Source organism: Streptomyces sp. NPDC001156 (genome assembly GCF_053598275.1).
The window spans coordinates 1-25,353 of record NZ_JBSFJX010000074.1 but is presented as its reverse complement, the minus strand read 5'-3'; the positions used below and the strand labels follow the sequence as shown (position 1 = coordinate 25,353).

General features: G+C 69.7%; 26 protein-coding genes and 1 tRNA gene. 8 read left to right on the top strand and 19 right to left on the bottom strand.

What is annotated here, in order from left to right:
• The first annotated feature begins 64 nt into the window (after positions 1–64).
• Both ACWDA7_RS28760 and ACWDA7_RS28755 read left to right on the top strand, forming a co-directional pair.
• A complete protein-coding gene (locus tag ACWDA7_RS28760; RefSeq protein WP_450607625.1) occupies positions 65–1,084 on the top strand; it encodes an HNH endonuclease signature motif containing protein in 1,020 nt (339 codons plus the stop codon).
• Between the two features lie 40 nt (positions 1,085–1,124).
• A tRNA-Leu gene (locus ACWDA7_RS28755) sits at positions 1,125–1,209 on the top strand.
• Between the two features lie 53 nt (positions 1,210–1,262).
• Here ACWDA7_RS28755 and rdgB read toward each other — a convergent pair.
• The 4 genes from rdgB to ACWDA7_RS28735 form a co-directional block, all read right to left on the bottom strand.
• Positions 1,263–1,865 carry an RdgB/HAM1 family non-canonical purine NTP pyrophosphatase gene (rdgB, locus tag ACWDA7_RS28750; protein ID WP_450607624.1) on the bottom strand — a complete coding sequence of 201 codons (603 nt, stop codon included), beginning with the start codon at positions 1,863–1,865 and terminating at the stop codon, positions 1,263–1,265.
• Positions 1,866–1,927: 62 nt separating this feature from the next.
• Entirely contained in the window at positions 1,928–2,323 is a 396-nt protein-coding gene (locus ACWDA7_RS28745) for a hypothetical protein (RefSeq protein ID WP_450607622.1), read from the bottom strand.
• A 163-nt stretch (positions 2,324–2,486) separates the two neighbouring features.
• Positions 2,487–3,218, bottom strand: a complete 732-nt coding sequence (rph, locus tag ACWDA7_RS28740) for a ribonuclease PH (protein ID WP_450607620.1) — start codon at positions 3,216–3,218, stop codon at positions 2,487–2,489.
• A 75-nt stretch (positions 3,219–3,293) separates the two neighbouring features.
• Positions 3,294–3,527: a glucose PTS transporter subunit EIIB gene (locus ACWDA7_RS28735; protein WP_043440579.1), complete on the bottom strand. Its 234-nt coding sequence runs from the start codon at positions 3,525–3,527 to the stop codon at positions 3,294–3,296.
• A 435-nt stretch (positions 3,528–3,962) separates the two neighbouring features.
• On the opposite strand from ACWDA7_RS28735, the gene ACWDA7_RS28730 reads away from it, so the two are divergent.
• On the top strand, positions 3,963–5,213 hold the full coding sequence (locus tag ACWDA7_RS28730; RefSeq protein ID WP_359391600.1) for a PTS transporter subunit EIIC: 1,251 nt from the start codon (positions 3,963–3,965) through the stop codon (positions 5,211–5,213).
• Positions 5,214–5,299: 86 nt separating this feature from the next.
• On the opposite strand, the gene ACWDA7_RS28725 is transcribed toward ACWDA7_RS28730, so the two are convergent.
• Positions 5,300–6,052: an MBL fold metallo-hydrolase gene (locus ACWDA7_RS28725; protein WP_450607618.1), complete on the bottom strand. Its 753-nt coding sequence runs from the start codon at positions 6,050–6,052 to the stop codon at positions 5,300–5,302.
• A 248-nt stretch (positions 6,053–6,300) separates the two neighbouring features.
• Here ACWDA7_RS28725 and ACWDA7_RS28720 point away from each other — a divergent pair, with 248 nt between their 5' ends.
• Positions 6,301–6,741, top strand: coding sequence for a type II toxin-antitoxin system PemK/MazF family toxin (locus tag ACWDA7_RS28720; RefSeq protein ID WP_450607616.1), 441 nt, complete (start codon positions 6,301–6,303; stop codon positions 6,739–6,741).
• A 46-nt stretch (positions 6,742–6,787) separates the two neighbouring features.
• Here the strand turns inward: ACWDA7_RS28720 and ACWDA7_RS28715 are convergent, their stop codons facing one another.
• From ACWDA7_RS28715 to ACWDA7_RS28685, 7 genes are all read right to left on the bottom strand, one after another.
• Positions 6,788–7,315 (bottom strand): hypothetical protein, encoded by a 528-nt coding sequence (locus tag ACWDA7_RS28715; protein WP_450607614.1) that lies wholly within the window; start codon positions 7,313–7,315, stop codon positions 6,788–6,790.
• Between the two features lie 141 nt (positions 7,316–7,456).
• Positions 7,457–9,532 (bottom strand): putative Ig domain-containing protein, encoded by a 2,076-nt coding sequence (locus ACWDA7_RS28710; protein ID WP_450607612.1) that lies wholly within the window; start codon positions 9,530–9,532, stop codon positions 7,457–7,459.
• A 367-nt stretch (positions 9,533–9,899) separates the two neighbouring features.
• Entirely contained in the window at positions 9,900–10,850 is a 951-nt protein-coding gene (locus ACWDA7_RS28705; protein WP_450607610.1) for a PLP-dependent cysteine synthase family protein, read from the bottom strand.
• A gap of 6 nt (positions 10,851–10,856) precedes the next feature.
• Entirely contained in the window at positions 10,857–11,198 is a 342-nt protein-coding gene (locus ACWDA7_RS28700; RefSeq protein ID WP_450607608.1) for a MoaD/ThiS family protein, read from the bottom strand.
• 146 nt (positions 11,199–11,344) lie between these two features.
• Positions 11,345–11,440, bottom strand: a complete 96-nt coding sequence (locus tag ACWDA7_RS28695) for a putative leader peptide (RefSeq protein ID WP_359391607.1) — start codon at positions 11,438–11,440, stop codon at positions 11,345–11,347.
• 79 nt (positions 11,441–11,519) lie between these two features.
• Positions 11,520–11,942, bottom strand: coding sequence for a M67 family metallopeptidase (locus ACWDA7_RS28690; protein WP_359391608.1), 423 nt, complete (start codon positions 11,940–11,942; stop codon positions 11,520–11,522).
• 225 nt (positions 11,943–12,167) lie between these two features.
• Complete coding sequence (locus ACWDA7_RS28685) at positions 12,168–13,589, bottom strand: amino acid permease (RefSeq protein ID WP_450607606.1); 1,422 nt, start codon at positions 13,587–13,589, stop codon at positions 12,168–12,170.
• Between the two features lie 456 nt (positions 13,590–14,045).
• Here ACWDA7_RS28685 and ACWDA7_RS28680 point away from each other — a divergent pair, with 456 nt between their 5' ends.
• A complete protein-coding gene (locus ACWDA7_RS28680; RefSeq protein ID WP_450607604.1) occupies positions 14,046–14,297 on the top strand; it encodes a hypothetical protein in 252 nt (83 codons plus the stop codon).
• Here ACWDA7_RS28680 and ACWDA7_RS28675 read toward each other — a convergent pair.
• Positions 14,278–14,883 carry a DUF2017 domain-containing protein gene (locus ACWDA7_RS28675; protein ID WP_450607602.1) on the bottom strand — a complete coding sequence of 202 codons (606 nt, stop codon included), beginning with the start codon at positions 14,881–14,883 and terminating at the stop codon, positions 14,278–14,280. The genes ACWDA7_RS28680 and ACWDA7_RS28675 overlap by 20 nt on opposite strands.
• Before the next feature lie 11 nt (positions 14,884–14,894).
• On the bottom strand, positions 14,895–15,212 hold the full coding sequence (gene clpS, locus ACWDA7_RS28670) for an ATP-dependent Clp protease adapter ClpS (protein ID WP_359391611.1): 318 nt from the start codon (positions 15,210–15,212) through the stop codon (positions 14,895–14,897).
• 92 nt (positions 15,213–15,304) lie between these two features.
• Here clpS and ACWDA7_RS28665 point away from each other — a divergent pair, with 92 nt between their 5' ends.
• The gene (locus ACWDA7_RS28665; protein WP_450607599.1) at positions 15,305–16,633 is read left to right on the top strand and encodes a nicotinate phosphoribosyltransferase; all 1,329 of its coding nucleotides are present in this window, start codon (positions 15,305–15,307) and stop codon (positions 16,631–16,633) included.
• 250 nt (positions 16,634–16,883) lie between these two features.
• Positions 16,884–17,468: a nicotinamidase gene (locus ACWDA7_RS28660; RefSeq protein ID WP_450607597.1), complete on the top strand. Its 585-nt coding sequence runs from the start codon at positions 16,884–16,886 to the stop codon at positions 17,466–17,468.
• Positions 17,469–17,496: 28 nt separating this feature from the next.
• Here the strand turns inward: ACWDA7_RS28660 and ACWDA7_RS28655 are convergent, their stop codons facing one another.
• Both ACWDA7_RS28655 and ACWDA7_RS28650 read right to left on the bottom strand, forming a co-directional pair.
• Complete coding sequence (locus ACWDA7_RS28655; protein WP_450607596.1) at positions 17,497–17,835, bottom strand: hypothetical protein; 339 nt, start codon at positions 17,833–17,835, stop codon at positions 17,497–17,499.
• A 165-nt stretch (positions 17,836–18,000) separates the two neighbouring features.
• A complete protein-coding gene (locus tag ACWDA7_RS28650) occupies positions 18,001–20,328 on the bottom strand; it encodes an immune inhibitor A domain-containing protein (protein ID WP_450607594.1) in 2,328 nt (775 codons plus the stop codon).
• Positions 20,329–20,807: 479 nt separating this feature from the next.
• Between ACWDA7_RS28650 and ACWDA7_RS28645 the strand changes: the two genes are divergently transcribed.
• Positions 20,808–21,095 (top strand): hypothetical protein, encoded by a 288-nt coding sequence (locus ACWDA7_RS28645; protein ID WP_450607592.1) that lies wholly within the window; start codon positions 20,808–20,810, stop codon positions 21,093–21,095.
• A gap of 127 nt (positions 21,096–21,222) precedes the next feature.
• Here ACWDA7_RS28645 and ACWDA7_RS28640 read toward each other — a convergent pair whose 3' ends face one another.
• From ACWDA7_RS28640 to ACWDA7_RS28630, 3 genes are all read right to left on the bottom strand, one after another.
• Complete coding sequence (locus tag ACWDA7_RS28640; RefSeq protein WP_450607590.1) at positions 21,223–21,993, bottom strand: RDD family protein; 771 nt, start codon at positions 21,991–21,993, stop codon at positions 21,223–21,225.
• A 54-nt stretch (positions 21,994–22,047) separates the two neighbouring features.
• Positions 22,048–23,583, bottom strand: coding sequence for an RDD family protein (locus ACWDA7_RS28635; RefSeq protein WP_450607588.1), 1,536 nt, complete (start codon positions 23,581–23,583; stop codon positions 22,048–22,050).
• Between the two features lie 235 nt (positions 23,584–23,818).
• On the bottom strand, positions 23,819–25,225 hold the full coding sequence (locus ACWDA7_RS28630) for an FAD-binding oxidoreductase (RefSeq protein WP_450607586.1): 1,407 nt from the start codon (positions 25,223–25,225) through the stop codon (positions 23,819–23,821).
• Between the last annotated feature and the right edge of the window lie 128 nt (positions 25,226–25,353).

The window sequence follows — 25,353 nt, the reverse complement described above, 5'->3', positions numbered from 1 at the left end:
TCCGATATCCGGTTCGTTAATCCGTGCGGGCTGCGAACACGCGGCCGAGAGCGGAGGGGGCGCCATGGCCACGGGCCCGTACGACCGAATCGCGCTGGCATCGGCCGTCGCACAGTCCTGCACGTGGAACGACCTCATGCGCCGGTTGGGCCTCAAGCCCAGCGGCGGGCAGCGCCGCGTTCTGCAGCAGCGAGTCGCCGCCCACGGAATCGACACCGGCCACTTCACGCATCGAAGCCCATGGCGCAGATATCCGGACGCCGCGATCGCTGCCGCGGCGGCATCGTCCACGACGCTGCGCGAGGTCGCGCTGAAGCTCGGCGCCACGCCCGCGACCGGCACCCTCGCGCACATCCGGCGCCGCATTGCGGCAGCCGGTATCGACATCAGCCACTTCCCGGGCATCGACCGGCCGTACTTGGACCTTCCCTTCACCCACGACCAACTGCGGACCGCAGCCGGGTCCGCCGGAAGTGTGCGGGAAGCAGCCCGGATCCTGGGAGTGCCCGACGACAGCCGGTCGCGCGCCGCCTTGGGACGGATGTTCCGAGAACAGGGCATCGACACATCCCACTTTCGCAACGCCCGCACCGCGGTCCCCGAGGACGTACTACGCGCGGCCGTGCCCAAGGCCATGAGCTACGCCGACGTCATGCGTGCCATGGGACTCGAGGTGAACGACACGAACCACCGGCGCGTACGCCGGACGGTCGCCCGACTCGGCCTGGACACCAGCCACTTCACACGGCGCACCTGGGGTGCCGAACCGGTGGCTCCACGCACACCCACAGCGGAACTGGTGCTGGTGGTCCTCCCCGAAGGTTCCGCACGCCCCAACCGGACGCGCCTGCACGCAGCGCTCCAGGAGGAGGGCACTGCCTACCGCTGCGCGTCCTGCGGAAACAGGGGGCAGTGGCTGGGGCGGCCGATCACACTCCAGATCGATCACATCAACGGCGACTGGCTGGACAACCGCATCGAGAACCTGCGGTACCTGTGCCCGAACTGCCATGCACTGACGGCAACCTGGTGCAGGCAGAAGGGCGGGCGCTCCGCGAGGCAGGAGGACTCCCCCGTACACTGAGCGACACAAAGCGGCAGCCCAATGAAATGTCCGTTTTGAGGCGGTCGTGGCGAAATAGGTGATACGCGCGGGTTTTAGGTGCCCGTGGGAGAAATCCCGTGTGGGTTCGAGTCCCACCGACCGCACAGACATGAAGAGGCCCGGTCCATACGGACCGGGCCTTGCTCATGGCCGGGTGTCAGCCCAGCAACTCCCGCACCACCGGTACCAGCGCCCGAAACGCCTTCCCCCGGTGGCTGATCGCGTTCTTCTCCTCAGGGGCCAGTTCGGCGCACGTGCGGGTCTCGCCCTCCGGCTGGAGGATCGGGTCGTAGCCGAAGCCGTTGGTGCCGGACGGGGTGTGGCGGAGGGTGCCCTTCAGCTGGCCCTCGACCACCCGTTCTGTGCCGTCTGGCAGGGCCAGGGCCGCCGCGCAGGCGAAGTGGGCGGCCCGGTGGGCGTCGTCGATGTCGGCGAGCTGGGCCAGGAGCAGGTCCAGGTTCGCCTTGTCGTCGCCGTGCCGGCCGGCCCAGCGGGCCGAGAAGATGCCGGGGGCGCCGTGCAGGACGTCCACGCACAGGCCCGAGTCGTCCGCCACCGCGGGCAGACCCGTGGCCCGGGCCAGGGCGTGGGCCTTGAGCAGGGCGTTCTCGGCGAAGGTGACGCCCGTTTCCTTGACGTCGGGGATGTCGGGGTAGGCGTCCGCGCCGACCAGGTCGTGCGGGAGGCCCGCGTCGGCGAGGATCGCCCTGAGTTCGGTGATCTTTCCGGCGTTGCGCGTGGCGAGGATCAGGCGGGTCATGCCCCCCAGTATCCGTGGGACGCGGGCCGCGCCCGCCCCTGCCCCCGGGGGGTTGCGGGGCGCTACGACGTACAGACCTTGGTCAGCTCTCCCGCCGCGTCGGTCACCGGTCCGACGTCGGGGGTCTTGTCGCCGTTCTGGACGGCCTGGCGGACGTCGGTGACGGCCTTGCGGAGGTCGTCGACCGCCTTGTTGACGTCGACGTTGTCCGTTTTGTCGCCGATCTGGTCGAGGTTCTTCTCGATGGAGTCGAGGGACGTGTCGGTCTGTGCGGGGTCGTTCGCCGCGTTCTCGACGGCCTGCTGGAGGTCGGTGACGCTGTCGGCGATGGCGTCGGCGGTCTGTACGCAGTCGATCGCCTTGTCGACGGCGTCGCAGCCCGCGCTCGCGCCCACGGCGGTGAGTACGGCGATGGCGGCGAATGCGGCGGCGGTGCGTCGGCGGTGGCGCGCGGCCATGGAACGGTTTCCCTCCCCGTTGGCGGTGCCGCACACTCCGTGGCGCGCCGGCCGGTCCGGCTCGCCGACCCGTGGGTGTCGTGGAGAGCTGCGCGGGGCGCCCGGGAAGGCCCCGGGCGCCCCATCGCAGTAGTGCGGCTATCCCTGAAAACGCCGGACGGCGCTATGCGGTTGCCTCGAGGACCGCCCGCTGGATCGCCGTGAGCTGGTCGCAGCCCGCGGCCGCCAGGTCGAGCAGGGCGTTGAGTTCCTTGCGGTCGAAGGGTGTGGCCTCGGCGGTGCCCTGCACCTCGACGAAGCGGCCGTCGCCGGTGCAGACGACGTTCATGTCGGTCTCGGCGCGTACGTCCTCCTCGTAGCAGAGGTCGAGGAGGGGGACGCCGCCGACGATGCCGACGGAGACGGCCGAGACGGTGCCGGTCAGCGGCTGCCGGCCGGCCTTCACGAGCTTCTTGTGCTGCGCCCAGGCGACCGCGTCGGCGAGTGCCACGTAGGCGCCGGTGATCGCGGCGGTGCGGGTGCCGCCGTCGGCCTGGAGGACGTCGCAGTCGAGGACGATGGTGTTCTCGCCGAGCGACTTGTAGTCGACGACGGCGCGCAGGGAGCGGCCGATGAGCCGACTGATCTCGTGCGTGCGGCCGCCGATCTTGCCCTTGACGGCCTCGCGGTCGCCGCGGGTGTTGGTGGAGCGGGGCAGCATGGCGTACTCGGCGGTGACCCACCCTTCTCCGCTGCCCTTTCGCCAGCGCGGGACGCCTTCGGTGACGGAGGCGGTGCAGAGGACTTTGGTGTCGCCGAAGGAGACGAGGACGGAGCCCTCGGCGTGCTTGCTCCAGCCGCGTTCGATGGTGACGGGGCGGAGCTGTTCGGGGGAGCGGCCGTCGATGCGAGACATGGGACCGAGCCTAGTCGTACATGGGTCAGGGGCCTCTTCCCGGTGGGAAGGGCCCCTGATGTGTGAGCGGGTGGCTCACATCATGTCTTCGATCTCCGCGGCGATGGGGTCCGCGTCGGTGCCGATGACGACCTGGATGGCGGTCCCCATCTTGACCACGCCGTGGGCGCCGGCGGCCTTCAGGGCGGCCTCGTCGACCAGCGAGGCGTCGTGGACCTCGGTGCGCAGCCGGGTGATGCAGCCCTCGATCTCGTCGATGTTGTCGATGCCACCGAGCCCGGCAACGATCTTCTCAGCCTTGCTGGCCATGTCTTTTCTCCCTGATCCGGAACCGCTTTGTCGCAGTAACCCACAGTCGGCCCAACTTCGCGAGCGGTCTGGTCGTCCGAACCCGAGACAGGCGTTCCCGACGGCGCGACCGTCCTGGGCTGGTCTACACCACTTGGGGAATCGCCGCCAACCCGGCCGTCCGGGGCGCGCGCGGGGGGCGTCGGCGTGACGTGGCGATCGTCACGCCGTTCGGACTTCTGGTCACATACGCCCCTCGGGCTATCGTTTCGGGTGATTCGCGACGAGTGCGACACTACTCGCCGCATTTTTACGGCCACGGATTCCATGGGTTCCTTATCCCACCTTCACCGTGCTAGAACAGGTCTACACCAGTGAGTGGTGTAGACCACGCGGGTGCTGTCCACCCCTTTTCGCCCTTCCCGTCCCCCGGCAGCCCCGGTACATGGAGGAACTATGAGCACCGCCACCGCAACCTCGGCGGCCCCCGCAAAGAAGCGGGGATCAGGTCTGTTCCAGGGCCTGCAGAAGGTCGGCCGCAGTCTTCAGCTCCCGATCGCCGTACTGCCGGCGGCGGGCATCCTGCTGCGGCTGGGGCAGCAGGACATCCACGACAAGCTGAACCTGCCCGACAAGGTCACAGCGGTGTTCGCCACAGCCGGTGGCGCGATCTTCGACAACCTCCCGATGCTGTTCTGCATCGGTGTCGCGATCGGTTTCGCGAAGAAGGCCGACGGCTCGACCGCGCTCGCCGCCCTGGTCGGCTTCCTGGTCTACAGCAACGTACTGAAGGCCTTCCCGGTCACCGAGGCGAAGGTCCAGGCCGGCGCCGACATAGCCGCGACCTACAACAACCCCGGTGTCCTCGGCGGCATCCTCATGGGTCTGCTTTCCGCCGTGCTGTGGCAGCGCTTCCACCGCACCAAGCTGGTGGACTGGCTCGGCTTCTTCAACGGCCGTCGCCTGGTGCCGATCATCATGGCCTTCGTCGGCACGCTCGCCGGCGTCTTCTTCGGCCTGATCTGGAAGCCGATCGGCGAGGGCATCTCGAACTTCGGCGAGTGGATCACCGGTCTCGGCGCCCTGGGCGCGGGCCTCTTCGGTCTGATCAACCGTGCGCTGATCCCGGTCGGCATGCACCAGTTCGTGAACACCGTCTCCTGGTTCCAGATCGGTGACTTCAAGAACTCGGCCGGTCAGGTCGTCCACGGTGACCTCAACCGCTTCTTCGCCGGTGACCCGACCGCCGGACAGTTCATGTCGGGCTTCTTCCCGATCATGATGTTCGGCCTGCCGGCCGCGGCGATCGCCATCGCGCACTCCGCCCGCCCCGAGCGCCGCAAGGCCGTGATGGGCATGATGATCTCGCTGGCGCTGACCTCCTTCGTGACCGGTGTGACCGAGCCGATCGAGTTCTCGTTCATGTTCATCGCCCCGGTGCTGTACGCGATCCACGCGGTCCTCACGGCCCTGTCCATGGCGATCACCTGGGCTCTCGGCGTCCACGCGGGCTTCACCTTCTCCGCCGGCGTCATCGACTACGGGCTCAACTGGAACCTGGCCACCAAGCCCTGGCTGATCATCCCGATCGGCCTGGTGTTCGCGGCGATCTACTACGTCGTCTTCCGCTTCGCGATCACCAAGTTCAACCTCCCCACCCCGGGCCGCGAGCCCGAGGAGGAGGTCGAGGACCTCACCAAGGCGTGAGCCCCTCACGAGCGACACGAAGGCCCCGGAACCTCTTCGGTTCCGGGGCCTTCGGGCGTGAGCGGGGGGTTTCCCGTACGGCGGGGCTAGACCTCGTACGTAGCGCGCGGCGCCGCCAGCTCCACCGGACCCTTGTAGACCGCGCGGGCGTCGGCCAGGTTGATCTCCGGGTCGGTCCACGGCGGGATGTGGGTCAGGATCAGGCGGCGGGCACCGGCGCGGGCGGCCGCCTCGCCGGCCTCGCGGCCGTTGAGGTGGAGGTCCGGGATGTTCTCCTTGCCGTAGGTGAACGCCGCCTCGCACAGGAACAGGTCCGTGTCGCGGGCGAGTTCGTCCAGCGCCTCGCTCACGCCGGTGTCGCCGGAGTACGTGAGCGACCTGCCGCCGTGCTCGACCCGGATGCCGTACGCCTCCACGGGGTGGCGGACGCGTTCCGTGTGGACGGTGAAGGAGCCGATCTCGAACGTGCCCGGCTTGACCGTGTGGAAGTCGAAGACCTCGCTCATCGAGGAGGCCGAGGGGGTGTCGGCGTAGGCAGTGGTGAGGCGCTGCTCCGTGCCCTCGGGGCCGTAGACCGGGATGGGTGCCGCGCGGCCGCCGTCGTGGCGGTAGTAGCGCGCGACGAAGTACCCGAGCATGTCGATGCAGTGGTCGGCGTGGAGATGGCTGAGGAAGATCGCGTCGAGGTCGTAGAGACCGCAGTGGCGCTGCAGCTCGCCCAGGGCGCCGTTGCCCATGTCGAGAAGCAGCCGGAAGCCGTCGGCCTCGACGAGGTAGCTCGAGCAGGCCGAGTCCGCGGACGGGAACGACCCCGAGCAGCCGACGACGGTGAGCTTCATAAAGCTGGAACCTCCGCGTGGCAGATAGTGCAGAAGGCAGGGATGTGGACGGTGACGGGGGGGGCGTGCGGTCCGTCGAGCGTAAGGCGCAAAAGGGCCGGTCGCTCCTCCGCCAGGGGCCGTTGTGGGCGAACTCACCTGTGGTGTCACCGGTTCGGCTGGACCGACGGCGCATGAGGGGCGCGGTAGGGCGCGCGGCAGTTGTGAAGGGCGGGCGACGCGCCGGACGCGCCGGTACCGTCATCCATATGGACACGTCCTGGTGGCTCGCGCTGGCGGCGGTGGTGCTGCTGGCGCTGGTCGCGACGCTGGTGGACGGCTGGGGGCGCGGGCACCGCCGTCGCCGTGCGGCCACGCGTCCGCCGGGCCGCGCCGGGGTGCATCCACGGCCCGCCGAGATCTGGTGGGCGAGTGTGCCGTACGAGGACCGGCCGGGCGGCAAGGAACGGCCGTGTCTGGTGCTGACAGTGCACGGGAGCAGCGCGACCGTCGCGAAGATCACCAGTCGGTACCACGACGAGCGGGCGGGAGTGATCCCGCTGCCGCCGGGGACGGTCGCCGACGCCCACGGCCGGCCCAGCTTCCTGGAGACCGACGAGCTGCGGGACGTTCCGCTGTGGGATTTCCGCCGCCGGGTGGGCGTGGTGGACCCCGCACTGTGGGATCAGGTGCGGTACCTGGCGGGGTGATCGGCCTCATGGTTGGTCCTCGTGGTGTCGTCCGCGTAACGCGTTCTCATGGCTCGGTCACCGTGACCGTGACCGTCCACTGCTCGATTCCCAGGCACGACACCTGGCCCGGGCGCTTGGCGCACAGCGGGCGGGTCGCGGTGAGCCGTGCCGTGCCCGGGGCCACCGCTTTGTAGGCGGCGACGGCGTCGCCGGGCTGGATGACGATGCCGGCGTTGGTGGCCTGGAGTGCGCCGCCGGTGGCCTTCACCGTGGTCCACGGCCGGTCCCGGGTGCCGTCCAGGGTGAGGCGGAGCTGTCCGCCCTGTGTCACGCATACGGTGCGGCCCGTGTCGGCCGCGATGAGCTGTACCTCCGGAGCACAGACCGTCCCGCTCGCCGTGGGGGCCGGGGAGGGCGGTGCCGATGGCGACAGGGAGGGGGAAGGGGACGCCGAGGCCGGTGTCGGACCCGAGGGGGTCGACGCCCCGCTGCCCGCGCCCCGGCCGCCGCCCCCGCTGCCGCAGCCCGCGACGAGGAGCGCCGCTGCCGCGGCGGCGACGAGGGTGGTCCGGTGGAACGTCGTACGGCGCATGGGCGGCCGCCTTCCTGTGCCTCGTCCATTGTCCTGTGCCCTGCCGCTGGTGTGACGTTTCTCCAGCCCATCAGGATCCCTGGCCGAGCGCCACCGGGCCCCGGCCGCACACACGGCCGGGGCCCTTTGCGCACAGGTGCGTCAGCTGGTCGTCAGGGCGGTGTCATCGACGACGAAGCTGGTCTGCAGCGAGGAGTCCTCCACGCCGCTGAACTTGAGGGTGACCGTGGACCCCGCGAACGAGGAGAGGTCGAAGGACTTCTGGGCGTAACCCGAGGCATTGTTGAGGTTCGAGTACGTCGCCAGCGTGGTCGACCCAGCGGTCACCGTCAGCTTGTCGTACTGGGTGCTGGTGGTGGTCTCCGCCGTGTCGATGTGCAGGTAGAAGGTGAACGTCGCCTTGCAGCCGGACGGGATCGTCACCGACTGGGACAGCGTGTCGGTGTGCGAGGTTCCGTATCCGTCGAGCCAGGCCTTGTACGAACCGCTGTGCGCGGCCTCACCAGTGTCGTTGGTGATGACCCCGCTGGTGGCGGTCCAGGTGGTGTTGCCGGACTCGAAGCCCGCGTTCCCGAGCAGCTGCGCCGAGGAGCAGGTGCCACCGGAGGAGCCGACCGTCCAGCTGAAGGAGGCCGAGCCGGAGGCGCCCGTGGAGTCCTGGGCGGTGACGGTCACGTTGTAGGTGCCCGCGGTGGAGGCGGTGCCGGAGATCAGGCCGGTCGAGCTGTTGATCGACAGGCCCGTCGGCAGACCGGTGGCGCTGTAGGTGAGGGCCGCACCCGCGCTGTCGGTCGCGTGGATCTGCAGGCTGACCGAGCCGCCGGTGGTGGTCGACTGGCTGCCCGGGTTGGTGACGGTCACGGTGTTGCCGCTGCTGCTGCCGGCGGTGAAGGCGGCGGTGCCGTTGGGGGTGCCCCAGCCGGTCGGCCCGTCGTAGCCGGTCGTGGCGGTGCAGAAGTACGAGGGCGAGCAGCTGCCGTTGTTGCCGGTGGTGACGTCGTACAGGTTGGAGGTGTGGGAGTACGGGTACTTCGCCGGGTAGTCGCTGACGCCCGGGGTGCCCGCGAGGGCGTACACGCCGGCGACGATCGGCGAGGAGGCGCTGGTGCCGCCGTAGACCGCCCAGCCGGAGCCGCCGTAGGTGTCGTAGACCGCCACACCGGTGGCCGGGTCGGCGACGGCGGAGACGTCGGCCTCCATGCGCCGGGAGCAGCCGGTGTCGGTCTGCCAGGAGGGCTTCGGGTCGTAGGCGGAGCAGCCGGAGCCGGTGCCCTCGGTGCTGCTGGTCTTCCACACCGACTCGGTCCAGCCACGGGAGTTGGAGGACGTGGTCAGCGCGGTGCCGCCGACCGCGGTCACGTACTGGGAGGTCGCCGGGTACTCGGCGCCGTAGGCGGAGTCGCCCGAGGAGACCGTGATGGCGACACCCGGGTGCTTGAAGTACTGGGTGTCCTCACTGGTCTGGGAGGAGGACTCGGAGCCGCCCCAGCTGTTGGAGACGAACTTCGCGCCGAGGGAGACGGCCTCGTTCTCCGCGATGCCCAGGTCGCTGTCGGAGGCCGAGTTGGCCTCGACCAGGATGATGTTGCAGTTGGGGCAGACGGCGCTGACCATGTCGATGTCGAGCGCCTCCTCACCGGCCCAGCCGGAGTCGTTGGAGGGCAGCGACGTGGTGGAGCCGGTCTGGCTGACCTGCTTGAAGCAGCCGTTGGCTTTGGTGCACGCCGACAGGCCGTAGGTCGAGCGGTAGGTCGCGAGGTCCGACGCGGCGTTGGGGTCGTTGTAGGCGTCGACCACAGCGACGGTCAGGCCCGAGCCGCCGGTGGATGGCAGGTTGTAGGCGCTGTGCAGGTTGGCCGGGCTCAGGCCGGAGGGTGCGGCGGCCAGCGCGGCGGACAGTCGCTGCTTGATGTCGGTGCGCCGCTGGGCGAAGCAGGAGGCGTGGCCGGCGCTCGGGGTGCCGCAGAGGTGCTGTGTCGGCACCTTCTGACCGGCCTTGCCGGTGGAGTGGAAGGTCTGGGCCTTGGGGTCGGTCAGCGCCTTGGCGTTCTGGGCGGCGCGGGTCGAGTGCGTGGACTGTGCGGTGTCGGGGGCGCTCTGGGCGCCGGCGGACGGGGCCGCCATGAGGCCGGCGACGGTGAGGGCGAGAGCGGGGAGTGCGGCGGTGAGGAGTCTTCGCAGACTCCGGCGCCGCTTGCTCGGGCGGGACTCACGCATGGGGGTGCTGCCTCTCTCGGTTTGAGGCCGGCGCCGCGGGCGGCCTGGGTGGGGCCGAACGCGGAGCCACAGCCGTAAGTGGGGATTCACGAGTGAGTGGCAGGCCGTGACGCGCGTAGCGACGGTGAACGCACGGTCATGGTCATGACACCTGGAACACCTTGAACACCCCCACAGGGCCCAGTGAGCGGGTCATGACAGGGTGCGGGCAGAACGTAGCCCTGTAGCGGAGAGAGCGGGCAGTCCCGAAGGAAGATCTTTGCCGCTCCATAGGCGGCACTTAGCGCACCCATGGACAGGGGTTGGCGCGATGATGAGAAGGCGGGTCCCGGGGGCGAAACCCCCGGTCACCCCTATAGGGATAACCCTATGCCCACAGCTGACCGTGCAGCGTCTGGATCGCCTCTTCCGTCGTCGCCGCCGTGTAGACGCCCGTCGACAGGTACTTCCAGCCGCCGTCGGCCACGATGAAGACGATGTCGGCGCTCTCGCCCGCCTTGACCGCCTTGTTGCCGACCCCGATGGCCGCGTGCAGAGCGGCACCGGTGGAGACCCCGGCGAAGATGCCTTCCTGCTGCAGGAGTTCACGAGTGCGGGTCACCGCGTCCGCCGAGCCGACCGAGAAGCGGGTGGTGAGCACCGAGGCGTCGTACAGCTCCGGCACAAAGCCCTCGTCGAGGTTCCTGAGGCCGTACACCAGGTCGTCATAGCGCGGCTCGGCCGCGACGATCTTCACGTCCGGCTTGTTCTCGCGCAGATACCGGCCCACGCCCATCAGCGTGCCGGTGGTGCCGAGACCGGCCACGAAGTGCGTGATGGACGGAAGGTCGGCGAGGATCTCGGGCCCGGTCGTGGCGTAGTGCGCGCCCGCGTTGTCCGGGTTGCCGTACTGGTAGAGCATCACCCAGTCCGGGTGCTCGGCCGCCAGTTCCTTGGCGACGCGCACCGCGGTGTTGGAGCCGCCGGCGGCCGGGCTGGAGATGATCTCGGCTCCCCACATGCCCAGCAGGTCCCGGCGCTCCTGGGAGGTGTTCTCGGGCATCACGCACACCATGCGGTAGCCCTTGAGCTTGGCCGCCATGGCCAGCGAGATGCCCGTGTTGCCCGAGGTGGGCTCCAGGATCGTGCGGCCCGGGGTCAGCCGCCCGTCCTTCTCCGCCTGCTCGATCATGTGCAGCGCGGGGCGGTCCTTGACCGAGCCGGTCGGGTTGCGGTCCTCCAGCTTGGCCCAGATACGGACGTCGGCGGACGGCGAGAGCCGCGGCAGGCACACCAGAGGGGTGTTGCCCACCGCGGCGAGCGGAGAGTCGTAGCGCATCTGCGATCAGGCCGTTCCGGAGCGCCGCCCGGCCACCGCACGGACCGGCCGCGGCTGCGCCGTGGCGGAACCTCCCGCCACGGCCGGCAGGATCGTCACGTTGTCGCCGTCGGCGAGCTTGGTGTTGATGCCGTCGAGGAAGCGGACGTCCTCGTCGTTCAGGTAGACGTTCACGAATCGGCGCAGCTCGCCGCCGGCGGCCTCGTCGACGATGCGGCCCTGGATGCCCGCGTGACGCGTCTCGAGGTCGGCGAAGAGTTCGGCGAGGGTCTCCCCGTTGCCCTCGACGGCCTTCTGACCGTCGGTGTACTGGCGCAGGATGGTGGGGATGCGGACCTCGATGGCCATGGCTTGGGGCTCCTGTCGGGAGAGGTCTGGATGGGGGGCCCCCAGCTCGGAGCCGAGGGCTGGACGGACGGCACACTGCGGCGCAAGAGCGGTGGTACGCGGGGCGGAGTGCCGCGGCCCTCATGGCCGTCGGCGACAGGGCGGCGTCAACAGAAGGCGCTGTTCAGCCTGCACAGGTCGACGTGCAGCCGCGCCACGAGCAGCGTGCCCGGCGTCTTCTCGCTCACGTCGTGGAAAACCATGGGGTCATCGTATCGATTCCCGTGCCGGTGACCGGAGTGTGATCTCACATGATGGATGAATTCTGACCGAATTGCGGGATCAGTAGTGCTCCACCACGGTGACCTCCTCCTCCGTCACCTCGCCCTCCAGGATCCGGAACGAACGGAACTGGAACGGGCCCGCGTCGTCCGTGTCGGCGGTGGAGACCAGGACGTAGTGCGCGCCGGGCTCGTTGGCGTACGAGATGTCGGTGCGGGACGGGTACGCCTCGGTCGCGGTGTGGGAGTGGTAGATGACCACCGGCTCCTCGTCGCGGTCGTCCATGTCCCGGTACAACTTGAGCAGATCGCCGGAGTCGAACTCGTAGAACGTGGGCGAGCGGGCCGCGTTCAGCATCGGGATGAAGCGCTCGGGGCGGCCGGAGCCCACCGGGCCCGCGACCACGCCGCACGCCTCGTCGGGGTGGTCCTTGCGCGCGTGGGCGACGATCTGGTCGACGAGGGCCTGGGTGATGGTCAGCATGACGGTCAGGATAAGCAGACAGGGTCCGCGCGCAGCGCGTCAGGCGGAGCGGCGGCGAGCGGCGAACGGGCCGCCCCGTACCGGAAGGTGGTACAGGACGGCCCATATCGCGGACACCGTGAGCGGCGGGCGGCCGGCGGTGCGGCCAGGAAGCCCGGGTGGTCACCGCAGGTCCAGCCGGCGCCCTCCCTCAGCGGCCGGGCTGTATTACTGGCGGGCAGGCGACTACGCGGCCTCGGCCGGGCGGCGCCGGACGGCGGCCAGGTAGCCGACGACGAGCAGCAGGAACCAGACGCCGAAGACGTACAGGCCGAGCCGGGTGTCACCGTTGAGCGCCATCAGGACGACGACGAAGCCGAGGGCCGCGATGCCGAGCCAGTCGGTGACCGGCGCGCCCGGCATCCGGAAGTCGGAGGCCGGCAGGAGACCGGCCCTGACCCGGGAGCGGTAGCGCAGATGAGCGGCGAGGATCATGATCCAGGTCCACAGCCCGGCGCAGGTGGCGACCGAGGTGATGTAGACGAACGCCTTGTCCGGCGAGAGGACGTTGACCACCACGCCGAGCCCCATGACGAGTGTCGAGACCACCAGCGCGGGCAACGGCAGTTGCCGTCCGCTGAGCCTGGCCACCGTGTCGGGGGCCTCTCCGCTGAGGGCCAGCCCGCGCAGCATCCGGCCGGTGGAGTAGATGCCCGAGTTGCAGGACGACAGCGCGGCGGTGAGCACCACGAAGTTCATGATCCCGGCCGCGCCCGGGATGCCGACGGCCCCGAAGACCTGCACGAACGGGCTCACACCCGGGGTGTACTTGGTCCAGCTGTAGACGGAGAGGATGACGATCAGCGAGCCGACGTAGAAGATGCCGATACGGACCGGAAGGGTGTTGATGGCCCGGCGGAGGGTCTTCTTCGGGTTCTCGGCCTCCCCGGCGGTGATGCCCACCAGTTCGACACCCAGGTAGGCGAAGATCACGCCCTGCATGGCCAGCATGGCCTGCCAGGTGCCGCTGGGGGCGAACCCGCCGTCCGACCACAGATGGCTGACCGAGGCGGTGTCACCGACGGAGGAGAAGCCGAAGGTGAGGATGCCGACGCCGATGACGATCATGGCGACGATCGCCGTCACCTTGACGGTGGAGAACCAGAACTCCAGCTCCCCGAAGAGCTTGACCGAGACCAGGTTGGCGATGAAGAGCACGGCCAGCGCGATGGCGGCGGTGGACCAGACGGGCACCGAGGGCCACCAGTAGTTGATGTAGTGACCGGCCGCCGTGACCTCGGACATGCACGCGGTGATCCACAGCGCCCAGTACGACCAACCGGTGACGAACCCGGCGAAGGGGCCGAAGAACTCCCGGGCGTAGTCGGCGAAGCTGCCCGATGTCGGGCGATAGGTGAGCAGTTCCCCGAGGGCCCGCATGATGAAGAAGATCACGATGCCGGCGGCCGCGTAGCACGCGATGAGGCTGGGCCCGATCTTCGCGATGCTGGCACTCGAGCCGTAGAAGAGCCCGGTGCCGATCGCGCCGCCGATGGCGATCATCTGGACCTGGCGGCTGTTGAGACCGCGCCGGTATCCCTCCTCGGCGGCCTCGCCGCCCACGGCCTTGCCGATGTCGTGCTCCTGGTCGACCTGGGACGAGGTCATGTCGGTGCGCCTTTCTCCATGCCGATCCGAGCCGCTCGTGCGACCTCGGATCGGGTTCCGATCCCCCCGGATTTGCTGGAGTGTGCCTGGCCGACGGTCCGTCGACTCGGTGGCGCGCCCGGCCGGACATGGGTGCTGTCCTCCGCCAAGCGGTCGTGAAGGTCTACCACGCCGTGAGGTTGATCCACCGCTCGGCGTGTGAGGTGCGCCACACTCAGTGACACCCACGAGGCACGAAGGGTGGCAAATGGGATAGCGGTGGTGACGCGATCGTTATCCGGATTTGAGTGTCCTCTGAGCGACCACATGGACACGTTCAGGTGATCGGCGGGCGGCTGCACTGCATGTGTCCAGCCCGGCGATACGGGCCCTGTCCCGGCCTCCGGCACCCCCGGAACCCGGCTCCCCCACCGCGGCGGCGACCGAAGCTCAGATCTCGATCAACTCACTCGCCCCATGATCTTCGCAGCCGCCAACGTCACGCCGCGTCGCGGGCGGACCGGGTTCAACAAGGACCTGGCGAGCAAGGTCGCCAAGCAGGCCGTCGGCGCGGGTGCGACCTCCTGCATCACGGCTCTCGTGAGCTGGGACCGGGCGGCACAGCAAGGAGAAACGATTCTCCAGCGGGTGCGTCGCCCAGGTTGGCGGCACCCGCCACGCGTGCGCGACGGACGGGCCAACCGAGAGCTCAGGGCATCAGGGTCGTGACCAGCGTCTCCTGGAGCCCGCCGAGCCAGAGGTAGGCCATCACCATGGGCTTGCGCGGATCCTCGTCCGGCAGCCGGTAGAGGTGATCGGTGTCGTCCTCGTCGACGACCTCGAGTCGCGAGCCGATCGCGAGGCGCAGGTCGTTCAGGGCGCCGAGCCACTGCTCGGACTCCTGCTGGGACAGCTTGAGGACGCCGCCCTCCTCGCTGGCCGAGGTGAGCGCGTCGAGCGAGCGGATCACCGCGAGGGCGTTGTCCCGCTTGCGGGCGCGCAGATCGTTCTCGGTGAAGCGGCGGAACTCGGCGGAGTGCGCGTGCTGCTCCTCGGCCTCCTCGGGCGAGGCCGGCTCGCCGCCGGGCCCGCCGTACGCGTCCGGGAACAGCCGACGCAGCACGGGGTCGGAGGGCGGTTCGCTCGGGCCCTCGTTGAACAGCTCGGCGAGCAGGTCGTCGGCGGCGTTCTCGGCGGGGCCCGGCCCGATGAGCTCGAGCAGCTGCACGGCCAGCGACCGGATGATGGAGATCTCGACGTTGTCGAGGGCGACGGCGGCACCGCCGCCGGGGAGCGATTCGAAGTGTCCTGACATCAGGGAGGTCGTTACTTCCGGTCCTGCTGGAGGGTGGCCCACAAACCGTAGCCGTGCATGGCCTGCACGTCGCGTTCCATCTCCTCGCGGGTACCGCTGGAGACGACCGCCCGGCCCTTGTGGTGGACGTCGAGCATGAGCTTGGTGGCCTTGTCCTTGGTGTACCCGAAGTACGTCTGGAAAACGTACGTCACATAGCTCATGAGGTTGACCGGGTCGTTGTGGACGATCGTCACCCATGGGACATCGGGTTCGGGGACGGCGAACTCCTCCTCCGCCGACTCGGTCTTTTCGATCTCTAGGGGTGCGGGTGCCGTCACACGGCCCATGCTGCCACCTCGACCGGGGCCCCGCGCAAACGGACACCGCGACCACCACCACAAATCGTCAGACTGACGAAATGGGAGTACGATCAGCGCTCATGAACACTGCGGACCTTGGGTTGCCGGTGGACGTGCCCTCGACGGCGCTCTTCACCGACCACTACGAGCTGACGATGCTGCAGGCCGCCCTCCAGGCGGGCAGCGCCGAGCGGCGCTCCGTCTTCGAGGTCTTCACCCGGCGGCTGCCGGACGGCCGCCGCTACGGCGTGGTGGCCGGCACCGGGCGTGTCCTGGACGCGGTCGAGAACTTCCGCTTCGACGGGGACGTCCTCGGCTTTCTGCGGGAGAACCGGATCGTCGACCGCGACACCCTGGACTGGCTGGCCGAGTACCGCTTCGACGGCGACATCTGGGGCTACCCCGAGGGCGAGGTGTACTTCCCGGGCTCGCCGATCATGCGGGTCGAGGGCTCCTTCGCGGAGTGCGTACTCCTGGAGACCGTGATCCTGTCCATCCTCAACCACGACTCCGCCGTCGCCGCCGCGGCCTCCCGTATGTCCTCGGCCGCCGACGGCCGGGCGCTGATCGAGATGGGCGCCCGGCGCACCCACGAGCTGGCCGCGGTGGCTGCCGCGCGCGCCGCGTACGTGGGAGGCTTCACCACCACTTCCGACCTGGCCGCCGGCTTCCGGTACGGCATCCCGACGGTCGGCACGTCCGCCCATGCGTTCACCCTGCTGCACGACAGCGAGCGGGACGCCTTCCAGGCCCAGGTGGACTCGCTCGGCCGAAACACCACGCTGCTCGTGGACACCTACGACGTCGCCGAGGCCGTACGCATCGCCGTCGACATCGCCGGCCCCGAACTGGGCGCCGTGCGCATCGACTCCGGCGATCTACTGCTGGTCGCCCACCGGGTGCGGCAGCAACTGGACGAGCTGGGCGCGACCGACACCAAGATCGTCGTCACCTCCGACCTGGACGAGTACGCCATCGCCTCGCTGCGGGCGGCGCCTGTGGACGCGTACGGCGTCGGCACCCAGCTGGTGACGGGTTCCGGCCATCCGACCTGCTCGATGGTCTACAAGCTGGTCGCCCGCGCCGAGTCGTCGGACCCGAGTGCTCCGCTGATGCCGGTGGCGAAGAAGTCGGTCGGCGGAAAGACGTCCATCGGGGGGCGCAAGTGGGCCGCACGGCGGCTCGACGAGGACGGCGTCGCGGAGGCCGAGGTGATCGGCACCGGGCCGGTCCCGCAGGAGCTCGTGGACCGGCAACTGCAGGTCCAGCTGGTCAAGGGCGGCCAGGTGATCGCCCGCGAGCCGCTCGACGTCGTCCGCGACCGGCACACGGCCGCGCGTGCCGGCCTCCCGCTGTCGGCGACCCAGCTGTCGCGCGGGGAGCCGGTCCTTCCGACCGAATACGTCTGAGGCGTTCCGTAGGACGCGCTCGGCACCGCCCCGGGGGCCGGAGCGGGTGCGGCTTCGGCCGACCCGTCCGGCTCGGCGCATGAACGGGCGGCCGGTGGGAATGCAACGGCAGCGCGACCCGCGCACCCGCCGACCGCCACACGCCCCCTCCCGCCCGGCCCGTGAAGTCTCTAGGCTCGGTAGTTCGTACAGACGGCCGGGCCTCGCACCCCTCCACTCCGATCCGCCGCCAAGCCGAAGGACACCGACCATGCGCCGCGCCTTGATCGTCGTAGATGTGCAGAACGACTTCTGTGAAGGCGGCAGCCTCGCGGTGGCCGGTGGTGCCGATGTGGCCGCCGCGATCACCGAGCTGATCGGTCAGGCCCCCGCCGGCTACCGGCATGTCGTCGCCACCCGCGATCACCACATCGCCCCCGGCGGACACTTCGCCGACAACCCCGACTACGTCCACTCCTGGCCCGCGCACTGCGTCGCGGGCACGGAGGGCGTGGGCTTCCACCCCAACTTCGCCCCGGCGGTCGCCTCCGGCGCGATCGACGCCGTGTTCGACAAGGGCGCCTACGCGGCGGCCTACAGCGGGTTCGAGGGGGCCGACGAGAACGGGGTGTCGCTCGGCGACTGGCTGCGCGCGCGGGAGGTCGACGAGGTGGACGTGGTGGGGATCGCCACGGACCACTGTGTGCGCGCCACCGCCCTGGACGCCGTGCGCCAGGGCTTCCGCACCCAGGTGCTGCTGGACCTGACCGCAGGCGTGTCGGAGGAGACCACGGAGCGAGCGCTGGAGGAGCTGCGCGAGGCCGGCGTGGAGCTGTCCGGCAAGCCCGTGGTGTAGGGCACGCGCACTCCTCCTGGTCCTCCTCCTAGACCTGCGCCTGCGCCGTCTGGCGCCTCAGCAGCGCCCTGATCGGGTGCCACAGCTCCTGGGACAGCTCCTGGCCCGCGCTGTCGGGGGCGGTGCGCCATATCAGGCCGTCGGGGTGGTGCAGGACCGCCGTGATCTCGTCGGGGGTCGGCGGAGCCACGTTGCCGCGCAGGTAGACGGCGCGCAGACCCAGATTGCGCAGGCGCGTCAGCGCCCGGGCGCGGTTCTGGGCGAGGACGAGCACGCGGACGAAGCCGCTGCCCGAACCCGGACTGGGCAGGTTCAGCGCCACCACCACGCTGCCGCTCGGCAGCTTGCAGAAACCTCCTGCGGCCATGCCTGTCACACCCCCGTGAGACCTTGTGTCAATAAGAGAGCTACAGGACGCACCTAAACACGATCGGCCGCGCCCCGCTAGAGGGTCGCGGCCGATCGTGCTCTGACCTGCGAAAACAGTATTCAGTCTGTGATCGGTGCCACCAGGGACATGATCGTCCGGGGACTAGTGCTTCTGCGTGAGCACGGCCACCGTCAGTACGCTGCCGTCCGTCGTCTGCTGCAGGAGCTTGATCTTCGTGTGGGTGTCCGGCACCTTCACACCCGCATACGGGGTCTCGGGGTAGTAGTACGTGCCCTTGTGGTCGTCGAAGAGCGAAACGCCCGGGCGGCTGTTGATCTTCACGGCCACGCCGTTGTTGTGCAGGGTGATCGCGTCCGTCGGCTCCAGGGAGAACGAGGAGTCGAAGGCCTGGATGCGGTTGCGCATGTAGGTCCCGTCCGCCCACTTCAGCGGCTTGGCGTTCGCGTCGATCGGCAGGATCAGGCCCTCTCCGGGGTGCGCGCTGACGTTGTTGTCGGACTGCGAGGTGTCCCAGAGCCAGATCAGCAGACCGTTCTGGTACGGGAAGTGCTCGACCCAGCCCGGCTTGGTGTTCAGGAAGCCGAAGTTGTACGGGCCGGTCTTCAGGGTCGAGTCGTACGACACGTACTGGCGGTTCTCGGCGATGTAGTACTGCGGGTAGTCGCCGCTGTAGGAGGCTCCCTTGACGGAGAAGCCGCTGACGGCCCAGTCGCCGGTACCGTTCTCGGCGCCGTCGCTGAAGATGGCGGAGCCGTCGGCCGTGATGGTGATGTCGTCCGCCGCGAAGCCCTTCTGGGCCACCCCGGTGTCGGTGGTGTAGCGGAAGCGCAGCTTGATCGACTTACCGGCGTAGGCGTCCAGCGGGTAGACCAGGTCGCCGTACTTGTCGATGGTGCCGGTCAGGGCCGGCTGGTCGCTCGCGTCGCGCGGAATCGCGGCACCGTTCACCGTGCCGTCGATCGCCTTCCAGGTGGCGCCGCCGTCGGTGGAGACCTCCGTGTACAGGAAGTCGTAGTCCTTCTCGATGTCGTAGTAGCCCTTGAGGGACAGCGAGGCCGACGACTTGCCCGTCAGGTCGACGTCACGGGTCAGCGTGTTGTTCAGACCGTTGCCGCTGCCGCTCCACCACTGGTAGGAGCCGCTCGCCGGGGTGACGAGGTCCGTGGTGACCGTCTTCTTCGGCAGCGTGACGATCAGCGCCTGGGGCTTCGCCGTGTTGTACTCCGAGTAGCCGAGCTTCGTCAGCGAGGGAGAGCCGGAGCCGACGACCCGGTAGTTCAGCCAGCCGAGCTGGAGCTTGTCCCAGGCGGTGAAGTCGCCGGGGGTGTCGCCGATGCTGTTCTTGCCCGTGCCGAGCCACGAACCCGAGGACATGAGGTCCCAGAAGGCGGTGGAGTTCTCCGCCCTCCCGGTGGTGTCGTAGTTGTCGGGCAGGCCCAGGTCGTGGCCGTACTCGTGGGCGAAGACGCCGAGTCCGCCGTTCTCCGGCTGGATGGTGTAGTCGCCGACCCAGACGCCGGTGTCGCCGATCTGGGTGCCGCCGAGCTTGTTGTTCGCGGGGCCGGTCTTGCCGGCGTCGGTGCCGTACGCGTACCAGCGGTGCGCCCAGATGGCGTCCTCGCCCTGCGCGCCGCCGCCCGCGGACTCATCCTCACCGGCGTGCACGATCTGGAAGTGGTCGATGTAGCCGTCGGGCTCGTTGAAGTTGCCGTCGCCGTCGTAGTCGTAGCGGTCCCACTGGTCGTACTGGGCGATCGCGGACTTGATCTGGGCGTCGGTGTCACCGGCGGCCTTGCGCTGGGCGACCCACTTGACCAGGGCGTCGCTGACGAGGTTCCACACGCAGGTGTCGCACTCGTTGGTGCCGTAGCGGGCCTCGTTGTAGTCGACCTTCACCCAGTCCTGGACCTGGCCGTCGACCGAGTAACGGCCCGAGGAGGCCTTCTCGTAGAACTGCTTGAGGGACTTCTTCTTCGGGTCCGTGGAGAAGTAGAGGTCCTGGAAGTGCTGCCGGTTGTAGTCCGCCTGCCACGCGGTGCTGTTGTCCGCGGCGCGGTCCGGCTCGGCTATCTGGTTGTGCGCCGGCCCCGCGGTGCCGCCGTACTGCGACGTCTTGGTGCCGAACTCGGCGAGGATGGTGAAGATCTTGTCGGTGCGCTCACGGGCGAGTTCGACGTACTTGCCGTTGCTGAGCTTCACCACCTTCGACGCGCCGCGGTCGGTGACCTTGGCCTTGCCCGAGATGACCCGGCCCAGTGCTTCCTCCCGCTGGGCATCCTGAGTCTTGCTCAGCGGTCCGTCGAGGTCGTGCTCCCTGCTCTTGACCGGCTGCGGGTCGTGCCGGTTGGCGGCGGCCGACGAGACGCCCGGGCCGGTCTGGGCCGCGGCGGACACCGACAGCGTGGCGGTGGCCGCCGCGAGAGTGACGGCCGCGGCGGCCGCTCTGAATGTCCAGGATCTGCTGTTCACTTGTAGTCCTCCCCGACGCGTCCGATCGCGCGGAAGAAGGGTCCTGTCCTGGAAGGTCCGCGCGCGCGGTGTACGCGTGTGTCAAGTGACGACATTTGACCGGAGGTTTAAGAGAAAAGACAGATCTTGACTTGAACAGGCCAAGTGCATTAACGGAAGCAGACGTCCGCTATGCGAACGGCATAATCTCCTGTCAACAGGCGCGTAAGCCCGTCCAGTCGGTGGACCGAATGACTCTGTGCGCCCCCCGTGCACCAGCACCGTGCGTTAGGTCACGCTTACCAACGGTTCCGCTCGGGAATGCAGGCGAATAGAGTCGGCGGGCAGTACGGCCGGAATGGCGGTGGATCGCCCTGCCGGCACCCTGTCACCCCGTGATTCCGGGCTGGACCCCAAGTGCACCGGCAATCCACACAGTTGTCCGCATCCTCCCCCATAGCGAGAGGCACGGGGGGAGACCCCCACCCCGAGGAATGGCCATGCCTCGTCCGAACGCCGCACAGCTCGCCTACGGTTCCTGCACCGTGATCTTCTCCACCCTCGCCATGCTGCTGCTGTCACAGACGAGTTCGAGCCCGGGGATCGCCGTGATCGCCCTCGCGGCACTCGCTCTCGGACTGCTCGTCGCCGTGACGGTCCCGCTGCCGAAGTCCGCGTCGGGTGCCGAGCGGCCCGCCGCCGAACGGCAGGCCCCGGCCGGACGCCCGACGGCGTCCGTCGGATCCACCGCGGGCGCAGAGCCCGTACGCGAGACGGCGCACCCCTGAACCGAGCGCGCCTGCACAGCACTTGACGGATACTTCGGACAACCGCACAACGAGCAACGGAACCGGCGGGCCCGTATGACACGGGCCCGCCGGTTCTTGGTTCGCCGCCGTCCGCCGACTCGGTCCCTCACACCGTGCTGACCTCCACGGTCCGGGCCGCCTTGTCGTGCAGGCCCTGCTTGTAGGGCCGGTCGAAGAAGCTCCAGCCGCCGCAGATCGCGGTCCAGATACAGGCGCAGCAGAACGCGAACGGAAGCCACAGCACCAGCGCCCGGACCAGCGATGTCTGCACGGAAGGGGTGGATCCGTCCGTCAGATTGGCCACCCGTATGTTGAGCAGCTTCTTGCCGAGCGTCTGCCCCGACCTCGAGATCATGATCGTGTCGTAGGCCGTGTAGAGCACCGCGGCGATCACGGACTGGCCCAGGGACTTGCCGTACTCGACCCGGTTGGCGTTGACGTTGTACTCGGTCGTGTGGAACGCCCAGGACAGCAGCACGACGATGATCCCGACAATGATCATGTCGATGATCCGGGCGAGCACCCGCTTGCCGCTGTCGGCGAGCGGCGGCATTCCGGCAAGGGGGTCCGACTCGCCGTACGGGCCGTAGGGTCCGCCGCCATAGGGACCTCCGTCTCCGTAGGGGCCGCCACCGTACGGCGGAGGCGTGCCGTACGGGCCTCCACCGCCGGGCGGGGGTGCGCCGTAAGGGGGTTGGCCGCCGCCGGGCGGCGGCGCGCCCCCGGGAGGGGGTTGGCCGCCGGCCGGGGGCTGGTCGCCGTGCTGCGGGCCCCAGTGGGGTGCGGAACCGCCGCCCTCGGACGGCGGGGGCTGCTTCCGGAACGGATCGTCGTCCGAGGACCCCCCGGAACCGGGGGGCGGCGGTTCGGTGCTCATGGCCCGAGTCGACCGCGAACCCTCCGGCTCCGCATCCCTACAGGGCCGTCCGGGTCAGCCCGCCACGAACGTGTGCGCCGCCTTGTCGTGCCAGCACTGGTGCCAGGGACGGTCGAACAGACACCACAGGACGCCGACGACGCCGACCACGAGCAGACCGGGCACGCAGTAGACGAGCCAGCGGCGTAGAGTCGGGCCGAACGCCGGCGGCTCATGGGCCTCGATGTCCCGCACCTCGATGCCGCACAGCTTCTTGCCCAGCGTGCGGCCCCACTTGACGGTGGGCAGCACCTCGTAGAGGACGCCGAAGCCGAGGAGCACGGCGAACACAACGGCGAGGTAGATCGAGGTCGTGCCGTCGAGCAGCCAGACCGTGACGGTCTGGCCGGACAGCCGGGCCGCGTCGATCTTGTCGTCGATGTGGTCGATCGCCTTGGTGCCCAGCGGCACGGCGGCCACACCCGTGACCGCCGCCAGCACCAGGGTGTCCAGGAGCCGGGCGGCCAGCCGCTTGCCGAGGCCCGCGGGCCGGGCCGCCGCCTGTGCCCGGGCGGCCGCCTGGAACGGGTCGTCCACCGGCGGCTTCCAGGGCGGGAGGGGCCGGTCGCCCTCGGATGCCGGGATCGCCAGCCGGTGCACCTGCTGCGCCCAGGAAGGCTGTCCGCCGCCGGGGCCCGTGGTCATCGGCGTGGCGGCCGGTCCGCCGGACTGCTGCGGGAGGCTCGTCGCGGGCTGCTGGGAGAGCGAGCCGGCCGGCTGCTGCGGGGGCAGACCGGTCGAGGGTGCCGACGGCGACGGGGCGGACGGCTGCCGCGGCGGCGCGGTGCGCTGCGGGCCGGGCTCCGGCGCCTGCGGGTCCAGCCCCAGGGCCTGGCGGGCCGCGGCCTGGGCGCTCGCGGAGGGCTCGGCCGTCGGCCGCCCCGGACCGGGCCCGGCCGCCCCCGTGCTCCCGCTCTGCTCCCCCGTGCGCGGGGAGAGCGCACGGAACGTCATGGTGCCCTCGGAGGTCGCGGGGGAGGTGTCCCTGGCACCAGTACCTGAGCCCTCGCCGCGCGGCTGCCGACGGAAGACGGCCGTGTCGTCCGGGACCGGGGAGGAATCCGGGCGGGCGGGCGGGATCGTCGCCGTGCCGTCCGTACGGTTCGCGGTGCCGTCGGGCCGCCCGGAGAGCGGGAGCCACGGGTCGGCGCCCTGCGACGCGCCCCACGACACCCGGCGGTCCTGGTCGCCGCCGAAACCGGACTGCCGTGAGCGGTCGGCGCCCCACGCAGAGGCGGGCTCGGGCCGGCTGCCGTGCTGGGCGTCGGCCCGGCTCACTTGGGGGGTCTCCTCGACCGGGTCCTCGTCGAAGAAGTGCGGACCGGTCTCCTCCACCGAGGCGTGGGCGGGTGCCGCGCCGGGCGGCGGGGAGAGCGGCCGGCCGTCGCCGGGCGGCGGAGAGAGCGGTCGGCCATCGCCGGGCGCCGGCCGGCTGGTACCCGGCACCCAGGCGACACCGTTCCAGTACCGGACATATCCAGGAATGGACGGATCCGGGTAATAGCCTTCGCGGGGCCTGTCGTCACCGGGTGCCGGGGTTGGGGCGCTCATGTCCGTCGTCCCGTATCTGCTCGGGGGATCGTGTGGACATCCACATCTATCAGAAGCCGGGTGTGAGTACGGCCGCTCCGCCCGTACCCACCCCTTTCCGGGCGACACCGCGCAATCCCTTCACACACCTGGAACACACCCCGAAAGAAATCATCCGAACTCGTGTAACGCCTGCCGCGCCCCCTCGCGGCGTGCACCCGGCTGTGTGCCGATGGCGCCCGCCCCACCGGGCGGCTCAGAAGAGCTTGCCCGGGTTGAGGATGCCGAGCGGGTCGAAGACCTTCTTGACGGCCTGTTGCATCTCCACGCCCACCGGGCCGATCTCACGGGCCAGCCACTCCTTCTTCAGGACGCCCACGCCGTGTTCGCCGGTGATCGTGCCGCCGAGTTCCAGGCCGAGGGCCATGATCTCGTCGAAGGACTCGCGGGCGCGCCGGGACTCCTCGGGATTCTGTGCGTCGAAGCAGACGGTCGGGTGCGTGTTGCCGTCGCCCGCGTGTGCGCAGACCCCGATGGTGAGCCGGTACTTCTCGGCGATCCGCTCGACCCCTTCGAGCATCTCGCCGAGCCGCGAGCGGGGCACGCACACGTCGTCGATCATCGTGGTGCCCTTGACGGCCTCCAGCGCGGTCAGCGACAGCCGCCGCGCCTTCAGGAGCATTTCGGACTCGGCCGCGTCGTCGGCCGGTACGACCTCGGTGGCGCCGGCGGCCTCGCACAGCGCGCCGACCGCGGCGAGGTCGGCGGCCGGGTCGGGGGTGTCGAAGGCCGCGAGCAGCAGGGCCTCCGTGGTCTCCGGCAGGCCCATGTGCGCAAGGTCGTTGACGGCCTTGACGGTCGTACGGTCCATCAGTTCGAGGAGGGACGGCACATGCCCGCCCGCCATGATCCGGCACACCGCGTCGCACGCGGCGGCCGCGGACCCGAACTCGGCCGCCAGCACCAGCTGCTGGGGCGGCTGCGGCTTCAGGGCGAGGATCGCGCGGACGACGATGCCGAGCGAGCCCTCGGAGCCGACGAAGAGCCGGGTGAGGTCGTAGCCGGCGACGCCCTTGGCGGTGCGGCGGCCGGTCGACATGAGGCGCCCGTCGGCGAGGACGACGTCAAGTCCGAGGACGTATTCGGCCGTGACCCCGTACTTCACACAGCACAGGCCACCGGAGGCCGTGCCTATGTTGCCGCCGATCGTGCACATCTCCCAGCTGGAGGGGTCCGGCGGGTAGTACAGGCCGTGCTCGTTCACCGCGCGGGAGAGCGCGGCGTTGACGACACCGGGTTCGACGACGGCGATGCGGTCGACCGGGCTGATCTCCAGGATCCGGTCCATCTTCGTCAGGGAGAGCACGATGCAGCCCTCTGAGGCGTTGGCGCCGCCCGACAGGCCGGTGCGGGCGCCCTGCGGGACGACCGGGACGCGCAGTTCGGTGGCGGTCCGCATCACGTGCTGGACCTGCTCGACGGTGCGCGGCAGCACGACCACGGCCGGGGTGCCGGCCGCGCAGAAACTCGCCATGTCGTTCGCGTACGAGGCCGTGACGTCGGGGTCGCTCAGGACGGCGTCGGCCGGAAGGCCGGCCTTGAGACGGTCGAGGAGGTTGTCGGTGACTTCGTCGCGCGGGGCTTCGATACGGCTCATGATCACAGCGTCGCACCCGGGAGCGGCGGTGTGAACCCCGTACGCACGGGGGCGGGCCTCCCCCGCCGAGTACAGATCGTAAGAGCAAACTTCTGAACTCCAGTCAAATTATCAAAGATCTAGTATTACGACAT